We start from the raw sequence: 18,833 nt of genomic DNA, 5'->3' as shown, positions 1-18,833 counted from the left end.
TGACCACGGTCGCGCAGCTTACATCACTACCTTCACCGCCGCGGTCAACACCAGCTGCGCCAGCGCCAGCGGCACGAGCACCAGCCAGCACAGGCGCTGGAGCTGGTCTTCGCGCAGGCGGGGGTACGACACGCGGAGCCAGATGATCACAAAGGACACCGCGAAGACCTTGACGAGCGTCCACAGCCAGCCGAGGTATTCGTCGCCGAACGGGCCCTGCCAGCCGCCCAGGAACAGCACGGTCGTGAGCGCGGCGATGACCACGATGCCCACGTACTCGGCGAGGAGGAAGAACGCGAAGCGGAGGCCGGTGTACTCGGTCATGTATCCGAAGACGAGCTCGGAGTCGGCGATCGGCATGTCGAACGGCGGCCGCCGGATCTCGGCCACCCCTGCGACGAAGAAGACCACCATCGCGGGCGCCTGCCACAGCAGCCACCACGGCTGCCACGCGGAGACGATGCCGGGCAGCGAGAGCGTGCCCGCGGCCATCGCCACGCTGGCGGCGGCGAGCACCAGCGGCAGCTCGTAGCCCAGCAGCTGCGCGGCCGCGCGGAGGCCGCCGAGCAGGCTGTACTTGTTGGCCGACGCCCAGCCGGACATCAGCACCGCCACCACGCCGACGCCGACCACCGCGAGCACGAAGAACAGCCCGATGTCGAGCGGCTCGCCGACCAGGTCGTTGGGGCCGAGCGGGATGACCAGGAGCGCTAGGAGGTACGGCACCAGGGCGACGATCGGCGCGAGGCGGAAGACCTGCCGGTCGGCGGCGCTGGGAGTGACGTCTTCCTTCTGCACGAACTTGACGCCGTCGGCGATCAGCTGGGCCCAGCCGTGGAAGCCGCCAGCGTACATCGGGCCGAGCCGCCCCTGCATGTGCGCCATCACCTTGTGCTCGGCCTGGCCGACGAGCAGCGGCAGCGTGAGGAACGCGATCACCACGCCAGCTACCCGGATGATCAGCTCCAGCCAGAGCGGCATCAGCGTTCACCTTCGCTTGCGACGGCCGGATCGCTCCGCGCGCTCGCACCCGGCCCCCATTCGCCTGGTGCGGGCACGCCCGGCGGGCGCATCGGGGCGCGCTTGCCGCCGCCGTGCCCGGACTCGCCCGGCTCTTTCGCGCCCGGCCACGGCTTGGCGACCCGGGAGGCGAGCACGAACTCCTTGCGCAGCGGGTGGCCCTCGAACTCCGGCGCCAGCAGCAGCGGCCGCAGCTCGCCGTGCCCCGGGAAGTCGATGCCGAACATCTCGTGCGTCTCCCGCTCGTGCCACGCGGCGCCGGGGTAGACGGCCACGATCGACTCGACGGCCGGGGTGTCGCGGGGCACGCGGGTGCGTACCAGCAGGCCGTGCCGGAGGCTGGTGGACCAGACGTGTGTCACGACCGAGAAGCCCTCGTCGAGCTCGTCGACCGCGGAGAGCCAGTCGAAGAAGTCGAAGGCCAGCGCCGCGTCGTCGCGCGCCGCGAGCAGCGCCGCGCCCCAGGATCCCGGGGGTACGTCGACGGTGGCGCGCGCATACGACTGGCCACCTGAGACCGAGGCGACGATGTCGGGCGCGGGCCCGAGCACCTCGACCAGCCGCGCACCGACCTCGTCCGGCGTCATGCAGGGAATCTTAGGGCCAGGTGCTGGCCCGCGGCGCGTGCCGAACCCGTGGCGAAGGCGGGCAATCCTGCGCGCACGGCCCTGACCTGGGCTGATACTGGCCAAGGGAGGGCAGAGGGCGCCGCTGGCGGCGCCCCGGACGGTTGGGGGCAACGATGACCGTTGACGAGCTCAAGAAGATCAACGAGCACTTCTACGACGAGGTCTTCCGGCGGCGCAACATCGACGCGATCGACGATCTACTCACCGACGACTTCGTCGAGCACGCTCCCGCGCCCGGCCAGTCGCCGGGTCGCGAGGGCGTCAAAGAGTTCATAGGCCAGGTGCTGGCCGCGTTCCCGGATCTCGACCTGGAGATCGAGCGGGTGATCGCCGAAGGTGACACCGTCGCCGCGACGCTGCGGTTCACCGGCACGCATCAGGGCGAGTTCGCTGGCTTGCCGGCGACGGGCCGGCGCGCGACCGTGACCATGACCGAGATGACCCGCTTCCGCGACGGTAGGTGCGCCGAGCACTGGGGCGTGGCCGACATGGCCGGCCTCATGGCCCAGCTCGGGGCGCCCCCGGGTGGCGGGTTCTGATCTAGAGAGCGACCGTCGCGGCGGCCCAACGGGGTGAGCGCGACCAGCAGCGGACGGGCGAGGCCGCGGGAGCAACGGAGAGCGACCACGACGAACATCGCGGTAGCCCACCTCAGGCGGTCGTCGTGGAGACCACGGCGGCCGGTAGCAGCGAATCGACCTCGCCGCGCGGCGGTGGCAGTGCGCCGGGGCGGGCGCAGACGGCGGCGGCGGTCGCGCTCGCGTAGCGCATGGCGCGGGTGACCGACTCCGTCGACAGGTCGCCGCCGAGGTGGGAGAGCAGCCCGGTGGTGAACGCGTCGCCCGCGCCCACCGTGTCGGCCACGGTGACGGGTGGGGCCGCGCAGACCGTGACGAGCCCCTCGTGTACGGCCACCGCGCCCTGCCCGCCGCGGGTCACCACCACCAGGCGCGGGCCGAGCGAGGCCCAGCGGCGGGCCACGGCGACGTCCGGCTCGCCGGGGCAGAGCCAGCGCAGGTCTTCGTCGCTCACCTTGACCACGTCGGACGCGCGCACCATCTCCTCGACCCGGGCCAGCGCGCCGGCCCGCTCGCCGACGAGCGCGGGGCGGATGTTCGGGTCGTAGGACACCAGCGTGCCGGCCCGCTTCGCGGCCTCGACCACTGCCAGGACCGCCGTGTCGCCCGGAGCGACCGCGCTGGCCAGCGAGCCGGTGTGTACGCAGTCGACGCCGGTGAGGTCGGGCTTGCCGCCGTACGCCCAGGTGAAGCGGAAGTCGTAGGTCGCCGCGCCGGTCTCGTCGACCCGGGCGAACGCCACGCTGGTGGCCGGCGTGTCGACCAGCTCGTCCGGCGCGACACCGTACGCCTCCAGGTGTCCGCGCAGCAGCCCGCCGAACAGGTCGGTGCCCACCTCGCTGGCGAACCGCACCTCGTGGCCCTCGGCCGCCAGCCCGACCGCGACGTTGAGCGGGCTCCCGCCCGGCGTCGCCGCGAAATCCCACGAGCCGCCACGACTGATCAGGTCGACAAGGCTCTCGCCCACCACCAGGTACGCCACGGCGTAAGGATAGGCATATGACCTCCACGTCTTCGCTGCCCGTCATCGACATTTCCCGGCCCGATGACCGCCCGGCCCGGGAGATCGAGGCGGCCTGCCGCGAGACCGGGTTCTTCTACGTGACCGGGCACGGGGTGCCGCCGCGGCTGCTGGCGGAGCTGGACGCGGCGAGCCGGGCCTTCTTCGCGCTGCCCGAGGCGGAGAAGATGCGGATCTCGATGGACGTCGGCGGGCGGGCGTGGCGCGGGTACTTCCCGGTGGGCGGCGAGCTGACCTCGGGGCGGCCCGACCTCAAGGAGGGCGTCTACTTCGGCAGCGAGCTGCCCGACGACCATCCACGGGTACGCGCCGGGCTGCCGCTGCACGGTCGCAACCTCTTCCCGGAACGGGTGCCGGAGCTGCGCGGCGCGGTGCTGGCCTACCTCGACGCGCTCACCGGCGTGGCGCAGGCGGTGCTGCGGCATGTGGCGCGGAGCCTCGACCTGCCCGCCGACTACTTCGCGTCCGGCTACACGGCCGAGCCGACGATCCTCTTCCGGATCTTCCACTACCCGCCCTCGCCGCCGCGGAGCGAGGACTGGGGCGTCGGCCAGCACACCGACTACGGCCTGCTCACGCTGCTGGCCCAGGACGACAACGGCGGCCTTCAGGTGCGTACGCCGGGCGGGTGGATCGACGCGCCACCGTTGCCCGGCACATTTGTGTGCAACATCGGCGACATGCTGGAACGGCTGACCGGCGGCTGGTATCGCTCGACGCTGCACCGGGTGCGCAACGTGAGCGGGCGCGACCGCCTCTCCTACCCGTTCTTCTTCGATCCGGACTTCACCGCCGAGGTGCCGGCGCTCCCGGCGCGGGCCCGGACCACCGCGGCGGGCGAGCCGCGCTGGGACGGTGCGGATCCCCGGGCTTTCGAGGGAACGTACGGCGACTATCTGCTGGGGAAGGTGTCGAAGGTGTTTCCGCAGCTCTCGGGCGACGTGCTCTGAAGCCGCCGCTCGTCGGTGCCCAGTCGGCGCCGTCGCGGCTGTCGACCGTCCACCCGAGCCCCGACGCCACGGCCAGCGCGACGAAGAACGCGACGAGGATCAGCAGGTCCATGGCTACAGCTCCCGGGACCAGATCTCTTCGACCATGTCGTGGCCGAAGGCGCGTGCCTTGGTCTCCTCGTCGAGGGTGAAGCCCAGCCGCCGGTAGATGCGGTGCGCGTCGACGGTGCGGTCGTAGGTCCACAGCCTGATGCGCTGGTATCCGGCGCGGCGGGCAAAGCGCAGGCACTCCTCGACCAGCCGGCTGCCCACGCCGAGGCCGCGGGCGCTCGGCTCGACGAGCAGCAGGCGCAGCTGTGCGGTGGTGTCGTCGCGGCGCACGCAGATCACGCAGCCGACCGGCGCACCGTCGACCTCGGCGATCCAGGCCGCCTCGCGCCGGGGGTCGTGCTCGGTCGCGTAGTCGGCGACGACCTTGGCGACCAGCGCCTCGAACGTCTCGTCCCAGCCGAACTCGCGCGCGTAGATCGCGCCGTGCCGCTGCACCACCCAGCCGAGGTCGCCGGGCGCCGGCGGGCGGAGCACCACCATGCCGGCCGGCGGGTGCTCGCCGAGCAGCTCGCGGATCGTGCCCATCGCGCCGAGCAGCCGCCGCTGGTCGGCGTCGCCGAGGCCGCCGATCAGCTCGGCGATCTGGGCGTTGGTGCGGGTCTCCAGGTCGGCGTCGACCGCGCGGCCGGCGTCGGTCAGCTCGATCACCTGCCGCCGGGCGTCGACCGCCGACCGTGAGCGCCGTATCAGGCCGTCGGATTCGAAGCGGGCCAGGATGCGGCTCAGGTAGCCGGCGTCGAGGCCGAGGGCGCGGCGCAGGTCGACCACCTCGGCCGCGTCGCCGTGCGCCAGCTCGTAGAGCACGCGCGCCTCGCTCAACGTGTACGGCGTGCTGAGCAATCCCTCCTGAAGCACGCCGATCACCCCCGTGTAGAAGCGGTTGAACGCCCGCACCTCCGCGACTCGCTCATTCATTGCCCACCTCAAGCATTCCTTTGACTCCGTCAACTATCTCGCTCTCCTGCGCCGCGCGCAAGAGGGGCAGAGAATGAGCCGCATGCGGGCACTCACCATCACGCCGGGTACCAAAGACTCGCTGCGCCTCGTCGACGACGCGCCCGAACCGCCCGAGGAGGAAGGCCCGGTGCTCGTCGAAGCCGTAGCCGTGGGCGTGTGCGGCACTGACCGCGAGATCATCGCCGCGGACTACGGCGAGGCACCGCCCGGCGAGCAGCACCTGGTCATCGGCCACGAGTCGCTGGGGCGGGTGCTGGAGGACCCCACCGGCACCTTCACGGCGGGCGACCTCGTCGCCGGCATCGTGCGCCACCCCGACCCGGTGCCCTGCCCCAACTGCGCGGTCGGCGAGTGGGACATGTGCCGCAACGGCCAGTACACCGAGTGCGGCATCAAGGCGCGGCACGGGTTCGCCCGCGAGCGGTGGCGGGTGGAGCCGGGGTTCGCCGTGCCGCTCGACCCGGCGCTCGCCGAGGTCGGCGTGCTCCTCGAACCGACCAGCGTCGTGGCCAAGGCGTGGGAGCACATCGCCGCGGTGGGCGCCCGGGCGCACTGGGAGCCGCGGACCGTGCTGGTCACCGGCGCCGGACCGATCGGCCTGCTCGCCGCCCTGCTCGGCCACCAGCGCGGGCTGACACTGCACATCCTCGACCGGGCCAAGGACGGGCCCAAGCCGGCGCTGGCCGACCGGCTCGGCGCGACGTACCACAGCGGGCAGGTCGCCGACCTGGACTTCGAGCCGGACATCGTCGTGGAGTGCACCGGCGCGCCACCCGTGGTGGTGCAGGTGATCGACAAGGTCGGGCGGGACGGTGTGGTGTGCCTGACCGGCGTGTCGGCGGCCGGCGAGCATGTGGGCGTCGACGCCGGCGCGCTCAACCGGGCGGTCGTGCTGGAAAACAACGTGGTCTTCGGCACGGTCAACGCCAACCGCCGCCACTGGAACGCCGCCGCCGAGGCGCTGGGCAAGGCCGACCAGGCGTGGCTGGCCGACCTGATCACGCGCAGCGTCCCGGTGGACGGTTACGCCGACGCGTACGCCCCCCGGGACGGGGATATCAAGGTCGTCCTAGGGTTCTAGAACGATCTTGCCGACCACGGCGCGGTCGTCGAGCATGCGCAGCGCCTCGGGTGCCTGAGCCAGCGGCAGCCGCGTGGCCACCTGCGGCCGCAGCTCGCCGGCGCGCAGCAGGCCGATGACGGTGGCGAGATCCTCGTCGAAGTGGTTTTTGTGGTTGATCGAGTAGAACCGGCACCGCCGGCCGCCGTTGGGCGGGATCGACCACCAGGCGAACTTGCCGAACGTGCTCACGAACGGCGCGAGCCGCCAGCCCTTGTCGTCGACGGTGGCCGCGCTGCCGTACACGATCAGGGTGCCGCCGCGGCCGAGCATCCGCCACGACTGCTTGAGGCCGGGGCCCGCGGCGTGGTCGAAGACCGCGGCGACCCCACCCGGCGCGATCTCGCGCACGCGCTCGACAAGCAGCGGGTCGCGGTAGTCGACCGGGGTGGCGCCCATCGCCCGAACCTTGTCGTGCTTGCCCGGCGACGCCGTGCCGATCACCCGCGCGCCGGCCCGCAGCGCCAGCCGCACCAGCAGCGTGCCAACCCCGCCGGCCGCGCCGTGCACCAGCACCGTCTGGCCGGCGGCCACCTTCGCCACGCGATGGATCATCTGGTACGCGGTGACGCCGTTGGTGATCAGCGCGACCACCTCGCCGGCATCCAGGTCGTCGGGAACGGGGACCAGGTGCTCGGCGGGGATCACCACCCGCTCCGACCAGGCCCCGGTGCGGGTCATGGCGGCCACGCGGCCGCGGACCGAAACGCCCGGCCCCGCCGCCTCGACCCGGCCCACCAGGTCGTAGCCGGGGACGAACGGAAACTTCGGCTGCGCGTAGTAGCGCCCGCGCAGCATCTGCACCTCGGCGAACGCGACGCCGGCCGCCTCCACCGCGAGTCGCACCTGCCCCGGGCCGGGCTCGGCCAGCTCGCGCTCCTCGAACCGCAGCACGTCCGGACCGCCGGCGTGGGGCATGACCACCTGGGTCGTCTTCATGGTTAGATCCTCTCTCGTTAGTTAGAAGCTCTAACTCAAGTTAGACTGTCACGCATGGAAAGCGCAACCCGTCGCGAGAGACTTCGCGCACAGACCCGCGAAGAGGCCAAAGCGGCGGCCCTCCGGCAGATCGCCGCCGCCGGGCCGCAGTCGCTCTCGCTCAACGCGATCGGCAAGGAGCTCGGGATGACCGGCCCGGCCCTCTACCGGTACTTCGCGGGGCGCGACGAACTGCTCACCGAGCTGATCAGCGACGGATACCACGATCTGGCGGACGCGGTAGAGGCGGCGAGCGAGGCGGTGGCGGGTGCGGAGCCGGCCGACCGGATCCGGGCGCTCGCCCGCGCGTTTCGGCAGTGGGCGCTCGCGCAGCCGCACCGATACCTGCTGCTGTTCGGCACTCCGGTCCCCGGGTACGCGGCACCGTCGCACACGATCGGCGCGGCGACCCGCACGCTGGGCGCGTTCCTGGAGCCGATCGCGGCGCTCTCACCCGCTCCGCGGGCGGCCACTCTCGAAGGTCAGCTGGCCGCCGGCCTGGCCGACCGCAACCCGGACCATCCCTGGTCGGGGCCGGCGCTGCGGCTCGGCGTGAGCGGCTGGACCCGCATGCACGGCGTGGTCAGCCTCGAGGTGGAGGGGCACTTCGGCCCCATGGGATTCGACGCCGGCCTGCTGTTCGAGGCCGAGATCGAGTCGTTGATCGCCGAGGCGATGTCAGAGGCCGGGTAGCTTCCCGTTGCGGAACAGGTCGACGAAGATCTGGTGGTCCGCGCGGGCCCGGATGCCGTACTCGTGGGCGAAGTCGACAAGGTGTGCGACGAACCCTTCGGTGTCCCGGTCGACGACCGCCACGATCGCCTCCTCGGTGGAGAAGTCGACGAGGTCGTGGCTGGACTCGTCGTCGGCGACCGAGTGCATCCGGGCCACCGCCCGGCCCAGGTCGGTGACGACGCCGGCCAGCTCGTCCGGCTCGTTCACGTCGGCCCAGTCGAGGTCGGCGGCGTAGGGCGACACCTCCGCGACAAGCTGGCCCACCCCCTCCAGCTCGGTGAAGCCGAGCCACGGGTCGGCGTGCGCCTGTAGCGCCCGCTGCGACTCGGCGGTGCGGTGCCCCTGGTGCGTGAAGTAGCCCCGCACCTTCTCGTCGGTGATGTGCCGCGCGACGGCGGGCACCTGGGCCTGCTTCATGTAGATGACGACGTCGTTCTCCAGCGCCTGGGTGTGCCCCTCCAGCAGCAGGTTGTACGACGGCAGGCCGGCCGAGCCGATGCCCACGCCCTTGCGCAGCACCACGTCCTTGATGTGCGTGGCCACCGGCCGCTGCGCCGCGGTCGCCTCGGGGAGCGTGGCGAGGTACCGCTCGAAGGCGGCCACCACGGTCGCCCGCGTCTCCGCGTCGATCTCGTACACGCCGTCGCCCAGCGAGAAGCGCCGCTCGTAGTTGTCGATCGTGGTCTGCTCCTTGAGCAGGTCGACCCGGGTGTTGAGGCGCGCCTGCTGGAGCACGGTGCGCAGCACGCCGTCGGCGTTCTCCAGCGTGATCGAGCCGATGGCGTCGTCACCCCCGGCGGCGATCGCCCGCAGCTCGGTGAGGTACGCGGTCGCGAACCGCGTCACGAGGTCGCTGATCACCGCGTCGGAGAGCGCCTTGGCGTACCCGATGAGCGCCACGCTGGCCGAGAAGCGCTTGAGGTCCCAGGAGTACGGGCCGACGTACGCCTCGTCGAAGTCGTTGACGTTGAAGACGAGCTGGCCGGACGAGTTCATGTACGTGCCGAAGTTTTCCGCGTGCAGGTCACCGTGAATCCACACCCGGCTGGTCAACTCGTCGAGAAACCGCTGGTCGGCGAAGTCGCCGGTCATGTCGGCGTAGAAGAGCGCGGCGCTGCCCCGGTAGAACGCGAAGGGCGAGGCGGCCATCTTGCGAAACTTGCGGCGAAACGCGGCCGGGTCGAGCGCCATCAGCTCCCCGAACTCCGCCAGCAACACGTCGACGATCTTGGCCGGACGCTGATCATTGCTCATAAGTCCGCAGGCTAGACCCCGTCCGCCAGGTGTCAGATGCGCAGGTGGGCGTCGCCGGTGACCACGTACTTCGTGGAGGTGAGCTCGGGCAGGCCCATCGGGCCTCGGGCGTGGAGCTTCTGGGTCGAGATGCCGATCTCGGCGCCGAAGCCGAACTCTCCCCCGTCCGTGAACCGCGTCGAGGCGTTCACCATCACGGCCGCCGCGTCCACGTGCGCGACGAACTCGCGGGCCGCGGCCACCGACTCGGTGATGATGGCTTCGGTGTGCTGGGTGCCGTAGCGGCGGATGTGCCGCACCGCGTCCTGGAGCGAGTCGACGACGGCGGCCGAGATGTCAGCGGACAGGTACTCGGCCGCGAAGTCCTCCTCGGTCGCGGGGACCACCGCCTCCGAGAAACCCGCCACCCGAGCGTCACCGTGGACCGTTACGCCAGCCTCCGCGAAGGCCGTCAGCATGCGCGGCAGGAACGCGTCCGCCACGTCCGCGTGCACCAGCAGCGACTCGGCGGTGTTGCATGTGGACAGTCGCTGGGTCTTGCTGTTCATGACCACGGCGAGCGCCTTGTCGAGGTCGGCGGCCGCGTCGACGAACACGTGGCAGTTGCCCACGCCGGTCTCGATCACCGGGACCGTCGACTCCTCGACCACCGCCTTGATCAGGGACGCGCCGCCGCGCGGGATGAGGACGTCGACCAGCCCTCGCGCGCGCATCAGCTCCTTGACCGAGTCGCGGGTGGTGGAGTCGAGCAGCTGGACGGCGTCAGCGGGCAGGCCGGCGGCCTCGACGGCGTCGCGCAGGACGGCGGTGAGCGCGGCGTTGGAGCGGGCGGCCGACGACGAGCCGCGGAGCAGCGCGGCGTTGCCCGACTTGAGGCAGATGCCGGCCGCGTCGACGGTCACGTTGGGGCGACCCTCGTAGACGATGCCGACCACGCCGAACGGCACGCGGATCTGCCGCAGCTCCAGCCCGTTGGGGAGGGTCGAGCCGCGCACGACCTCGCCGACCGGGTCGGGCAGCGCGGCCATCTGGCGCAACGCGTCGGCCATCGCGGCCACCCGCCCCTCGGTGAGGGAAAGACGATCGATCATCGCCGCGGTCAGGCCACCGTCGCGCGCCGCCGCCACGTCCGCGGCGTTTCCGCTCAGGATCTCCGGGGTACGGGCGAGCAGCGCGTCGGCCATCGCCAGCAGCGCGGCGTCCTTGGTGGCGCGGGTGGCGGTGCCCAGCGCGGTGGCCGCCTCGCGGGCCCGCAGTGCCTGCTCGTTGACGCTCATCGACATCTCACTCTCTACAGCAGGACGAGGTCGTCGCGGTGCACGACTTCGCGTTCGTATCCGGGGCCGAGGGCCGCGGCTAGCTCCACAGTGGACCGGCCGAGCAGCGAAGGGAGCTCGACCGCGTCGTAGTTGACGAGCCCGCGGGCGACCGGCGCGCCCGAGGAGTCGACGAGGTCGACCGGGTCGCCGGCGGTGAACGCGCCGTCCACCGCGGTGATGCCGGCCGGCAGCAGCGACTTGCGGCGGGCCACGACCGCCTGCACCGCACCCGGGTCGAGGTGCAGCCGCCCGCGCGGCGAGGTGGCGTGGGCCAGCCAGAAGAGGCGGGCGGTCGGCCGCTGGCGTACCGGATGGAAGAGCGTGCCCACCTCCTCGCCGGCGAGGGCCTCGGGGGCGAGCGGGGCGGCGGTCAGCACGACCGGGATGCCGAAGCCGGTGGCGATACGCGCCGCCTCGACCTTGGTGACCATCCCGCCGGTGCCCACGCCGGCCTTGCCCGCCCGGCCCAGCGCGATGCCCGCCAGATCGGCCTCGCCGTGCACGTCGCCGACCTTGCGGGTGTCCGGCCGCGCCGGGTCGCCGGTGTAGAGCGCGTCGACGTCGGACAGCAGCACGAGCAGGTCGGCGTGCACCAGGGCGGCGACGAGCGCGGCCAGCCGGTCGTTGTCGCCGAACCGGATCTCCTCGGTGGCGACCGTGTCGTTTTCGTTGACGATCGGGACGGCCCGCATGTCCAGGAGCTTGCGCAGCGTGCGATACGCGTTGCGGTAGTGCGCGCGGCGGGTCACGTCGTCGACGGTCAGCAGCACCTGGCCGACGATCAGGCCGTGGCGGTCGAAGCTGGCCGCGTATCGCCCGATCAGCAGCCCCTGCCCCACGCTGGCCGCCGCCTGCTGGGTGGCCAGGTCACGCGGTCGCCGCGGGATGGCCAGCGGCGAGAGGCCGGCCGCGATCGCGCCCGACGACACGAGCACGACCTCGCGACCCTCGGCACAGAGCCCGGCGAGCACGTCGGCGAGGGCGTCGACGCGCCCGGTGTCGAGGCCTCCCGTGGCCGTGGTCAGCGACGACGAGCCGATCTTGACGACGACCCGCCGCGCTGAGGTGACTGCTTCGCGCACCCAACCATTCTGCATAGGCTGTCTGGCTGTGACCCCGGAGGAGTACGTCGAGGAGGTGCTGGCCCTCGTCGAGCGCATACCAGCGGGGCGGGTGATGTCGTACGGCGCGATCGCCGACTACCTGGCCGACCGCTCCGGCCGCTCCTCAGCCCGCCTGGTCGGCTCGATCATGGCCCGCTACGGCGGCCCGGTCCCCTGGCACCGCGTCGTCAACAACTCCGGCCGCGTGGTGCCCGGCCACGAGCTGGAAGCGATGGCGAGGCTGATCGGCGAGGCCACCCCGATGCGCAACGGCCGCGTCGACATGAAGAAAGCCGCCTGGTCCCCCGACTAGAGCCGCTTCGTGTTCAGGGTCGCCGCGGCCTCGCCCGGCTCTCAAGAGGGCTGCCCTCTTGGGGCGGGGGCAGGGGTGGGGGGTCTAGGCTGTCGCGCCTACGCCGCCGCGTCTGGGGTCGCCTGCGGCGCCGGCTACGCCGACCGCGCTGACGCCGCCGAAGTAGTGGTTCATGTCGGGCCAGCGGTTGACCTCGTAGCCGGACGCCTCCAGGGCCGCCAGCTCGTCTTCGGGGTAGCCGAGCTCGGCGTGCACCGTGTTGTCGACCACGTGGAAGCGCGGCCGGTGGATCGCCGACGGCATGTCGAGGCCGTCGACGAGCACGCCGAGCAGGGTGTCGACGAGTGCGGTGCGGATGCGCGAGGCGCCCGCGGAGCCGGCGGCGGCCACCAGGTCGCCCTTGTCGTCGACCACGACGAGCGGGCACATCATCGACTGCATGCGGCGGCCGGGCTCCAGGTCGGGCGTGATCAGTTCGCCTTCGCCGAGCATGGAGTTGAGGTTGATGCCCAGGCCGGGCAGCCAGACGCCGGCGCCGATGCCGAGCGTCGTGGTGATCACGCAGGCGTCGCCCTCGTGGTCGACGACCGAGATGTTCGTGGTGTCGCCGAGCCGCTGGGGGCCCCGGGTGCGCAGCGCGTCGGCCACCGCCACCGCGCGGGACGGGCGCGACATGGCGCTCAGCTCGGCGGGGAGCGCGGCGAGCGTGTCGATGGTGCCGTTGAGGTCGTGCCGGGCGTACACGTGGGAGCCGCCGATCAGCGCGTGCCCCACCTCCAGCTCCAGCACCCGGTAGGCGGCGAGGTCGGCCGGTCCGAGCGCGCCTCCGGCGGCCCGCACGGTGTCGACCATCACGCGCCCGAGCCGGCCGGTGTAGAACGTCGCCGGCCCCTCCTCGGCGAGGATCGTGAGCGCGCGGTCGAGGCCGGGGTGGTGCAGCAGCTCGCCGCCTTGGAGCAGCTCGCCCTTCGGTGCGTAGATGGCGGCGCCCTCGCCGGGCAGCAGCGCGGGCGCGACCGAGACGAGCGTGCGGGCCTGCGCGGCGGGCAGCACGACGCCGCTGCTGGCCAGGGTGATCGCCGGCTCCACCACCCGCTGCCAGGGCAGCCGGCCCCAGCGGCGGTGCACCTCGCCGCAGCCGGCCGGCACGCCGGGGACGCCGACGCTGGCACCCCCGATGGAGTAGGTCTGGGGTACGCCGCCGAAGAACACCTCGATCGGCACCATCGGCCCGGCGACGATGTCCCCGTCCAGCCCCGGCACCGAGCAGAAGAAGTCCAGGCATGTCACGGTCTGTGTCGCCGCGTCGTAGTACGTGGCGAAGCCGCCCCCGCCGATCCCGGTCAGGATGCTCTCGCTGGTGGTAGTGGCGAGCACCGCGGCCACAGCCGCGTCGGCCGCCGAGCCGCCCGCGGCGAGGATGCGCAGCCCGACCTCGGCCGTGGCCGGGTGACCTGCGGCTACGCCGGCGGGCACGCGCATCGCCTCCTCTCGGAGCGGTGCGGCGACGCGAGTCGCCGCGGGGACACCAATAGTCACGCGCCGCAGCGTAGAGCCATCTACCGCCGCGTGCGGGCAGATGGTTAACATCCCCGGCCATGAGTGACGCGTTGCCACGCAGGGTGCACGTCGGCTACGCGTTGGGTTCGGTGGCCACCGGCACCTTCGGCACGGTGCCGGGGCTGCTGTTACTTCCGTACCTCACGGACACGATGGGGGTCGCGGCGGGGGTGGCCGGGCTGCTCGTGCTGGTACCCAAGGCGTGGGACGTGCTCGTCAACCCCGTCGCCGGACGGATATCCGACAGGTGGGGCGGCCGGCGCCCGTACCTGCTGGGCGGGGGTTTTGCCCTTGCCGTGCTTTTCGCGGCGATCTTCGCCGCACCCGCCGGGACCGGTGCGGGCGCCACGGCATATGTGGCGGTGGCCTTCCTGGCGACCGCGACGGCGTACGCGTTCTTCCAGGTGCCGTACGTGGCGATGCCCGCGGAGATCACCGACGGGTACGCCGAGCGGACCCGCCTGATGACGTGGCGGGTCGCGTTCCTGGCGCTGGCGATCCTGATCTCCGGCGCGGTGGCGCCACTGGTGGTGAGCGCGGGCGGCGACGGCATACCTGGGCACCGGTGGATGGGGCTGTTCTGCGCCGCGCTGATCGTGGTCGGTGCGGTGGGCGTCTACGCCGGCACCCGCGGCGTGCCCACCGGCGAGGCACGGGAGAGCGAGCCGACCCTGCGCGCCCAGCTCGCCGTGGCGCGCGCCAACCGCCCGTTTCGGCTGCTGCTGGCCTGCTTCGTGGTCCAGGCCGCCGGGATCGGCACGATGCTCGCCGGCGTGAAGTACTTCGCCGACCACGTGATCGAGCGGCCGGACGACGGGCCGACCGTGCTCTTCGTGTGCTTCGTCGGGCCGGCGCTGCTGGTGATGCCGCTGTGGCGGCGGGTGGGTGCGTGGGCCGGCAAGGTGCGCGCGTTCGTCTTGGCTTCGCTGATCTTCGCGGGCGGTGCGCTCGCGCTGGTCGCCGCGCCCGCGCTGCCGCCCGTCGTGGTGTACCTGCTGGTGGCCGCGATCGGCTGCGGGTACGCCGGCGAGCAGGTGTTCGCGATGTCGATGCTGCCGGACTGCATCGCGTACGACACGACGCGCACCGGCCGCCGGCAGGCCGGCGTCTTCACCGGGCTGTGGACGGCCGGGGAGACGCTCGGCCTCGCGCTCGGACCCGGCATCTACGCGGTGGTCCTTCAGCTGTTCGGGTACGTGTCGTCGGACAGCGGCGCGGCGGCCGCGCAGGACAGCACCGCGCGGCTGGGCGTGCTGCTCGGCTTCACCGTGCTGCCCGCGGTGGTGGTCGGCGTCGGCACCGTGCTCATGCGCGGCTACGACCTGGACGAGCGGCGTCTGTACGGTGATCGGCATGTCGTTGTCGAAGGACGGCCTGCCGGCTGAGCAGGTGCTCGACGAGATCCGGGCGCTTCGCGCGGCCGACCGCCCCACCCATGGCGGGCGCCTGTTCGCGTATGTCTACGACTCGGGCCTGGACGGGCTCGACGACCTGGCCATGGCGGCGTACGGCCTGTCCGCGCACGTCAACGGGCTCGATCCCACCGCGTTCCCGTCCCTGCTGGCGATGGAGAACACGCTGGTCGGCGCGGCGGCCGCGCTGCTGGGCGGCGGCTCGGAGACGGTCGGAAACGTCACGAGCGGCGGCACCGAGTCGCTGATGCTCGCGGTGAAGGCGGCCCGGGACGGGGCACCCGGCGTCGAGCGGCCGCGCATGGTCGTGCCGCAGACCGGGCACGCCGCGTTCGCGAAGGCGGCGCAGTACCTGGGCGTGGCGCTCGACCTCGTACCCGTGTCGCCGTCCACCTTGCGCCCGGCGGCCGAGGACGTCGCGGCGGCGGTCGGCCCGGATACGGTGCTGGTCGCCTGTTCCGCGCCCTCGTACGCGCACGGCGTGGTGGATCCGGTGGAGGAGATCGCGGCCGTCGCCGCGGCGGCCGGTGTGCGGTGCCACGTGGACGCCTGCTTCGGCGGCTGGACGCTTCCCTACCTGCGGCGGCTCGGCGCGGATGTGCCGCCGTTCGACTTCGCGGTGCCCGGAGTCACGTCGATCTCGGTGGACCTGCACAAGTACGCGTACACGCCGAAGGGTGTCTCCGTGCTGCTGCACCGGGACGCGCGGCTGCGGCGGCCGCAGTACTTCGCGTACGCGGGGTGGCCCGGCTACTCGATGGTCAATCCGGTGATCTCGTCGACGCGGTCGGGCGGACCGATCGCCGCGGCGTACGCGGTGCTGCGCCACATCGGCGACAGCGGCTACCTCGCGCTCGCCGCACGCACGCTGGCGGCGGTGCGGGAGCTGGCCGCCGCGGTGTCCGCTGTGGACGGACTGCGCCTCGTCGCGCCGGCTTCGTCCACAGTGGTCTGCTTCACCGCCGACGGCTTCGACGTCTTCGTCCTCGCGGACGAGCTCACCGCGCGCGGGTGGCACACCCAGCCCCAGTTCGCGTACGGCGAGCTGCCGCCCAGCATCCACCTGAGCGTGACCGCCTCGGTGGCGCCGCGGGTGGCCGAGTTCGGCCCGGATCTCGCGGCGGCCGCCTGGGCGGCGCGGGCGGCCGGTCCCGTGGTGCTGCCGGAGATCTCGCTGGACCGCCCACTGCCCGAGCTGCTGGGCGCGCTCGGCTTCGGCAGTGGCCTACCGGAGCGGATGGCGCCGGTCAACGCGCTGCTCAATGCCGCACCGCCACACATGCGCGAGGCGCTGCTGGTGGACTTTTTAGGCCACCTACAGCGCCCCGCGCACTTCACTGACTAGCGGATCTTGAACGTGGCCTGGTTGTCTTCCTGGTTGAGGTCACCCATGACACCCGCGTCGAAGGCGGTCACGTCCACGGTGCCGGTCAGGCCGGTCGGCACGCTCGTGGTGTAGACGTGGAACCGGAACGTCCGCGTTTCGCCGGCCTCCAGCGGGTCCTTGAGGACGCAGTTCGGCGAGGCGTTGCGCTCGTTCGGGCCCGGCTGCACGATCTCGCAGGCGTCCCAGCCCGGTCCCTCGCGGCCCACCTGGAGCCCGGAGAGGTCGAGTGAGAGTGACATGTTGATGGTGTCGCGCGGGCCCGCGTTGCGCACGGTCAGGGTGATCAAGCCGTGTGGGTTGCCGTCCTTGTCGTTCGTGAAGACCAGGTCGGACGCGGTTATCTTCAGGTCGGTGCGGAAGTCCGGCCGCTCAGGGAAGCTGGTGGGGCCACTCGACTGCGCGAAGCCCGTGCCGTCCCAGGAGTAGGTCCGGTCCTGCTTCTGCACCTGCTTCTCGCTCATGTCGCAGCAGGGCTGGAGGTCGCCCACCCGCACCTTCACCGTGCCCTTACCGGCGGGCGTGACCTTGATGATCCACCCCAGGACGCCTTGCTCCGTGCGGACGACCTGGGCTCGGGTGACGATCTTCCCGGCCTGGTCGCGGTCGAAGACCACGACCTGCTGCATGTCCGCCTCGCCCGGGGCGCAGCCGACCGTGGCGATGGTCTCCTGGGCGCTGTCGGCGTCGACGTCGCCGTAGACGAGGTTCATCAGCCAGGGCTTGCTGAACGACGACTCACCGGCCAGGCGCACGTTGTCGCGGGTGCACGAGGACGGGGCGTTCGACTGCCACGGCGGCAGGTCGACCGCGGCGGCCAGCAGCTCGCCGCGGCTGATCCGGCCGTTCGGCGGCGGCGGGGTGGTGGTTGGGGCGGACGGAGACGGGGTGGGCGTGGCCGTGGTCTGCTCGGGCGTCGGCGTGCTCGACGTGCCGGGTGCCGGTGCGGGCCCGGCACCGTTGAACGCGGCGTACCCGGCGACCGGCGCGGCGACGAGCACGATGGCCGTTGCCACCACCGCGGTGACCGCCACCCGGCGGCGCCGCCGCACAGTGGTACGCACCGCTGCCGGCCCCGCGGGCACGATCTCCGGCGTCAGGCCGGCGCGGTAGTCCGCGAAGAAGTCGTCAAGGTGGTCAGTCACGGCTCTCCTCCGGCTGCTCGTTGCTCTCCGTCAGCAGGGCCGCCAGCGTGTTGCGTCCCCGGTGCAGCCAGGACTTGACGGTCCCCTCGGCCACACCTTCCTGACGGGCTATCTCGGCCACGGTCATGTCGGCCAGGTGGTGCAGCACCACCGCGCGCCGCTGGTTTTCCGGCAACTTCGCCAGCGCGGCCGTCAGCATCACGCGGTCGGGGCCGGGACCCGCCACGTGCTCCTCGCGCTGGCGCCGCAGGTATGCCCGCGCGGTGCGGATCCGGCGCCACCGGCTGGCCGCGAGGTTCCACGCGACCCGGCGCACCCAGGCCACCGGATCGTCGTACTGGACCACCTTGGCCCACCGCGCGTACGCCCGGCAGAACGCCTCCTGGGCCAGGTCCTGTGCTTGGGCGAGATCACCGGTGTAGGCGCAAAGCTGCACCGTGAGCGCCCGGAAGTGGGCGTGGTAGAAGTCGTCGAAGTCGGTCTCGCTCACGGCCCGTCCCACATCCGGCGGTGCCCCGTCGAGGCGTGGTGGCGTCGACACCTGCACATTCCCTCCCCGCGTGAATCCCGGCTTGGACCGGGAGCGCGCTTAACACGCCCCACCGTTCGGGCCGGTTGCAGGCGAGCGGCCTGTGGTTGACTTGTGTCGTGCAGTTGCCAGGAGTGCTCGGCGAGCCGATCCGGTTCGTGCTCAACTGGGGCCGGCGCTATTCGCTGTGGGTCTTCAACTTCGGCCTGGCCTGCTGTGCCATCGAGTTCATCGCCACCAGCATGGGCCGGCACGACTTCATCCGGCTCGGCGTGATCCCGTTCGCGCACGGCCCTCGCCAGGCAGACCTCATGGTTGTCTCCGGCACCGTAACCGACAAGATGGCGCCCGCGATCAAGCGCCTCTACGACCAGATGCCCGAGCCGAAGTACGTCATCTCCTTCGGCGCCTGCTCCAACTGCGGCGGCCCGTACTGGGACTCGTACTCGGTCACCAAGGGCGTCGACCAGATCATCCCCGTCGACGTGTACGTGCCCGGCTGCCCGCCCCGCCCCGAGGCCCTGCTGCACGGCATCCTCCGCCTCCAGGAAATGATCGCCGGCGAGCAGTCCGGCATCGGCGGCGTGGCCCGCCCTGACCCGCTGGCCCTCAACGGCGCCGAGGCCCTGACCGCGCCGCTGGTGACCGTGCCGGAGTCACACCGCCGGGTGGTGCTGCCCGACAACATCGACTGGCACCGGTCGGTGCCACCGCC

The 18,833-nt window shown here is 72.2% G+C and carries 18 protein-coding genes and 1 pseudogene; 8 read left to right on the top strand and 11 right to left on the bottom strand.

All coding sequences use genetic code 11. From position 1 onward, the window contains the following. Nucleotides 1-18: 18 nt before the first annotated feature. Together nuoH and AC5L36_RS04560 are read right to left on the bottom strand one after the other, a co-directional pair. Entirely contained in the window at nt 19-981 is a 963-nt protein-coding gene (gene nuoH / locus AC5L36_RS04565; RefSeq protein ID WP_441214088.1) for an NADH-quinone oxidoreductase subunit NuoH, read from the bottom strand. Then, on the bottom strand, nt 981-1,607 hold the full coding sequence (locus tag AC5L36_RS04560) for an NADH-quinone oxidoreductase subunit C (protein ID WP_441214087.1): 627 nt from the start codon (nt 1,605-1,607) through the stop codon (nt 981-983). Before AC5L36_RS04560 ends, nuoH begins: the two co-directional genes overlap by 1 nt. 155 nt (nt 1,608-1,762) lie before the next feature. Here AC5L36_RS04560 and AC5L36_RS04555 point away from each other — a divergent pair, with 155 nt between their 5' ends. Beyond that, a complete protein-coding gene (locus AC5L36_RS04555) occupies nt 1,763-2,188 on the top strand; it encodes an ester cyclase (RefSeq protein WP_441214086.1) in 426 nt (141 codons plus the stop codon). A 112-nt stretch (nt 2,189-2,300) separates the two neighbouring features. Here AC5L36_RS04555 and AC5L36_RS04550 read toward each other — a convergent pair whose 3' ends face one another. Next, nucleotides 2,301-3,209, bottom strand: a complete 909-nt coding sequence (locus tag AC5L36_RS04550) for a carbohydrate kinase family protein (protein ID WP_441214085.1) — start codon at nt 3,207-3,209, stop codon at nt 2,301-2,303. Between the two features lie 17 nt (nt 3,210-3,226). Between AC5L36_RS04550 and AC5L36_RS04545 the strand changes: the two genes are divergently transcribed. Further along, the gene (locus AC5L36_RS04545; protein ID WP_441214084.1) at nt 3,227-4,198 is read left to right on the top strand and encodes an isopenicillin N synthase family dioxygenase; all 972 of its coding nucleotides are present in this window, start codon (nt 3,227-3,229) and stop codon (nt 4,196-4,198) included. Between the two features lie 114 nt (nt 4,199-4,312). On the opposite strand, the gene AC5L36_RS04540 is transcribed toward AC5L36_RS04545, so the two are convergent. Then, nucleotides 4,313-5,224, bottom strand: coding sequence for a bifunctional helix-turn-helix transcriptional regulator/GNAT family N-acetyltransferase (locus AC5L36_RS04540; protein WP_441214083.1), 912 nt, complete (start codon nt 5,222-5,224; stop codon nt 4,313-4,315). A gap of 82 nt (nt 5,225-5,306) precedes the next feature. On the opposite strand from AC5L36_RS04540, the gene AC5L36_RS04535 reads away from it, so the two are divergent. Continuing rightward, on the top strand, nt 5,307-6,347 hold the full coding sequence (locus tag AC5L36_RS04535; RefSeq protein ID WP_441214082.1) for a glucose 1-dehydrogenase: 1,041 nt from the start codon (nt 5,307-5,309) through the stop codon (nt 6,345-6,347). Here AC5L36_RS04535 and AC5L36_RS04530 read toward each other — a convergent pair. Then, the gene (locus tag AC5L36_RS04530; RefSeq protein WP_441214081.1) at nt 6,336-7,325 is read right to left on the bottom strand and encodes a medium chain dehydrogenase/reductase family protein; all 990 of its coding nucleotides are present in this window, start codon (nt 7,323-7,325) and stop codon (nt 6,336-6,338) included. The genes AC5L36_RS04535 and AC5L36_RS04530 overlap by 12 nt on opposite strands. Before the next feature lie 54 nt (nt 7,326-7,379). Here AC5L36_RS04530 and AC5L36_RS04525 point away from each other — a divergent pair, with 54 nt between their 5' ends. Next, nucleotides 7,380-8,057, top strand: a complete 678-nt coding sequence (locus AC5L36_RS04525; protein WP_441214080.1) for a TetR/AcrR family transcriptional regulator — start codon at nt 7,380-7,382, stop codon at nt 8,055-8,057. Here AC5L36_RS04525 and AC5L36_RS04520 read toward each other — a convergent pair. The 3 genes from AC5L36_RS04520 to proB are packed head-to-tail and all read right to left on the bottom strand — an operon-like array spanning nt 8,043 to nt 11,754. After that, the gene (locus AC5L36_RS04520) at nt 8,043-9,353 is read right to left on the bottom strand and encodes a DUF2252 domain-containing protein (RefSeq protein WP_441214079.1); all 1,311 of its coding nucleotides are present in this window, start codon (nt 9,351-9,353) and stop codon (nt 8,043-8,045) included. The two genes, AC5L36_RS04525 and AC5L36_RS04520, sit on opposite strands and share 15 nt — an antisense overlap. 32 nt (nt 9,354-9,385) lie before the next feature. Continuing rightward, on the bottom strand, nt 9,386-10,630 hold the full coding sequence (locus tag AC5L36_RS04515) for a glutamate-5-semialdehyde dehydrogenase (protein WP_441214077.1): 1,245 nt from the start codon (nt 10,628-10,630) through the stop codon (nt 9,386-9,388). Nucleotides 10,631-10,644: 14 nt separating this feature from the next. Next, nucleotides 10,645-11,754: a glutamate 5-kinase gene (gene proB / locus AC5L36_RS04510; RefSeq protein ID WP_441214075.1), complete on the bottom strand. Its 1,110-nt coding sequence runs from the start codon at nt 11,752-11,754 to the stop codon at nt 10,645-10,647. 28 nt (nt 11,755-11,782) lie between these two features. On the opposite strand from proB, the gene AC5L36_RS04505 reads away from it, so the two are divergent. After that, nucleotides 11,783-12,088 (top strand): MGMT family protein, encoded by a 306-nt coding sequence (locus AC5L36_RS04505; protein WP_441214073.1) that lies wholly within the window; start codon nt 11,783-11,785, stop codon nt 12,086-12,088. Between the two features lie 84 nt (nt 12,089-12,172). Here the strand turns inward: AC5L36_RS04505 and AC5L36_RS04500 are convergent, their stop codons facing one another. Then, complete coding sequence (locus tag AC5L36_RS04500) at nt 12,173-13,627, bottom strand: gamma-glutamyltransferase (RefSeq protein WP_441214071.1); 1,455 nt, start codon at nt 13,625-13,627, stop codon at nt 12,173-12,175. A 59-nt stretch (nt 13,628-13,686) separates the two neighbouring features. On the opposite strand from AC5L36_RS04500, the gene AC5L36_RS04495 reads away from it, so the two are divergent. Both AC5L36_RS04495 and AC5L36_RS04490 read left to right on the top strand, forming a co-directional pair. After that, a complete protein-coding gene (locus AC5L36_RS04495; RefSeq protein ID WP_441214070.1) occupies nt 13,687-15,033 on the top strand; it encodes an MFS transporter in 1,347 nt (448 codons plus the stop codon). Further along, entirely contained in the window at nt 15,002-16,405 is a 1,404-nt protein-coding gene (locus AC5L36_RS04490) for a pyridoxal phosphate-dependent decarboxylase family protein (protein WP_441214068.1), read from the top strand. The genes AC5L36_RS04495 and AC5L36_RS04490 overlap by 32 nt, the downstream gene beginning before the upstream one ends. On the opposite strand, the gene AC5L36_RS04485 is transcribed toward AC5L36_RS04490, so the two are convergent. Both AC5L36_RS04485 and AC5L36_RS04480 read right to left on the bottom strand, forming a co-directional pair. Then, nucleotides 16,402-17,589 (bottom strand): hypothetical protein, encoded by a 1,188-nt coding sequence (locus AC5L36_RS04485; protein WP_441214066.1) that lies wholly within the window; start codon nt 17,587-17,589, stop codon nt 16,402-16,404. The genes AC5L36_RS04490 and AC5L36_RS04485 overlap by 4 nt on opposite strands. Next, nucleotides 17,582-18,130, bottom strand: coding sequence for a SigE family RNA polymerase sigma factor (locus AC5L36_RS04480; protein ID WP_441214064.1), 549 nt, complete (start codon nt 18,128-18,130; stop codon nt 17,582-17,584). The genes AC5L36_RS04485 and AC5L36_RS04480 overlap by 8 nt, the downstream gene beginning before the upstream one ends. A 107-nt stretch (nt 18,131-18,237) precedes the next feature. Between AC5L36_RS04480 and AC5L36_RS04475 the strand changes: the two are divergent. Beyond that, nucleotides 18,238-18,774, top strand: a pseudogene (locus AC5L36_RS04475) (NADH-quinone oxidoreductase subunit B); the annotation flags it as partial. Nucleotides 18,775-18,833: the final 59 nt, after the last annotated feature.

This window comes from Phytohabitans sp. LZ39 (genome assembly GCF_059359075.1).
The sequence above is the reverse complement of the archived record's forward strand: the minus strand, read 5'-3'. Positions and strand labels throughout refer to the sequence as shown.

Coding starts and splice junctions, on each gene's coding strand:
- AC5L36_RS04515 (WP_441214077.1), bottom strand. CDS start 10,630: ATGAGCGTCAACGAGCAGGCACTGCGGGCCCGCGAGGCGGCCACCGCG.
- AC5L36_RS04525 (WP_441214080.1), top strand. CDS start 7,380: ATGGAAAGCGCAACCCGTCGCGAGAGACTTCGCGCACAGACCCGCGAA.
- AC5L36_RS04540 (WP_441214083.1), bottom strand. CDS start 5,224: ATGAATGAGCGAGTCGCGGAGGTGCGGGCGTTCAACCGCTTCTACACG.
- AC5L36_RS04535 (WP_441214082.1), top strand. CDS start 5,307: ATGCGGGCACTCACCATCACGCCGGGTACCAAAGACTCGCTGCGCCTC.
- AC5L36_RS04495 (WP_441214070.1), top strand. CDS start 13,687: ATGAGTGACGCGTTGCCACGCAGGGTGCACGTCGGCTACGCGTTGGGT.
- AC5L36_RS04520 (WP_441214079.1), bottom strand. CDS start 9,353: ATGAGCAATGATCAGCGTCCGGCCAAGATCGTCGACGTGTTGCTGGCG.
- AC5L36_RS04555 (WP_441214086.1), top strand. CDS start 1,763: ATGACCGTTGACGAGCTCAAGAAGATCAACGAGCACTTCTACGACGAG.
- AC5L36_RS04490 (WP_441214068.1), top strand. CDS start 15,002: ATGTCGTTGTCGAAGGACGGCCTGCCGGCTGAGCAGGTGCTCGACGAG.
- AC5L36_RS04545 (WP_441214084.1), top strand. CDS start 3,227: ATGACCTCCACGTCTTCGCTGCCCGTCATCGACATTTCCCGGCCCGAT.
- AC5L36_RS04530 (WP_441214081.1), bottom strand. CDS start 7,325: ATGAAGACGACCCAGGTGGTCATGCCCCACGCCGGCGGTCCGGACGTG.
- nuoH (WP_441214088.1), bottom strand. CDS start 981: ATGCCGCTCTGGCTGGAGCTGATCATCCGGGTAGCTGGCGTGGTGATC.
- AC5L36_RS04560 (WP_441214087.1), bottom strand. CDS start 1,607: ATGACGCCGGACGAGGTCGGTGCGCGGCTGGTCGAGGTGCTCGGGCCC.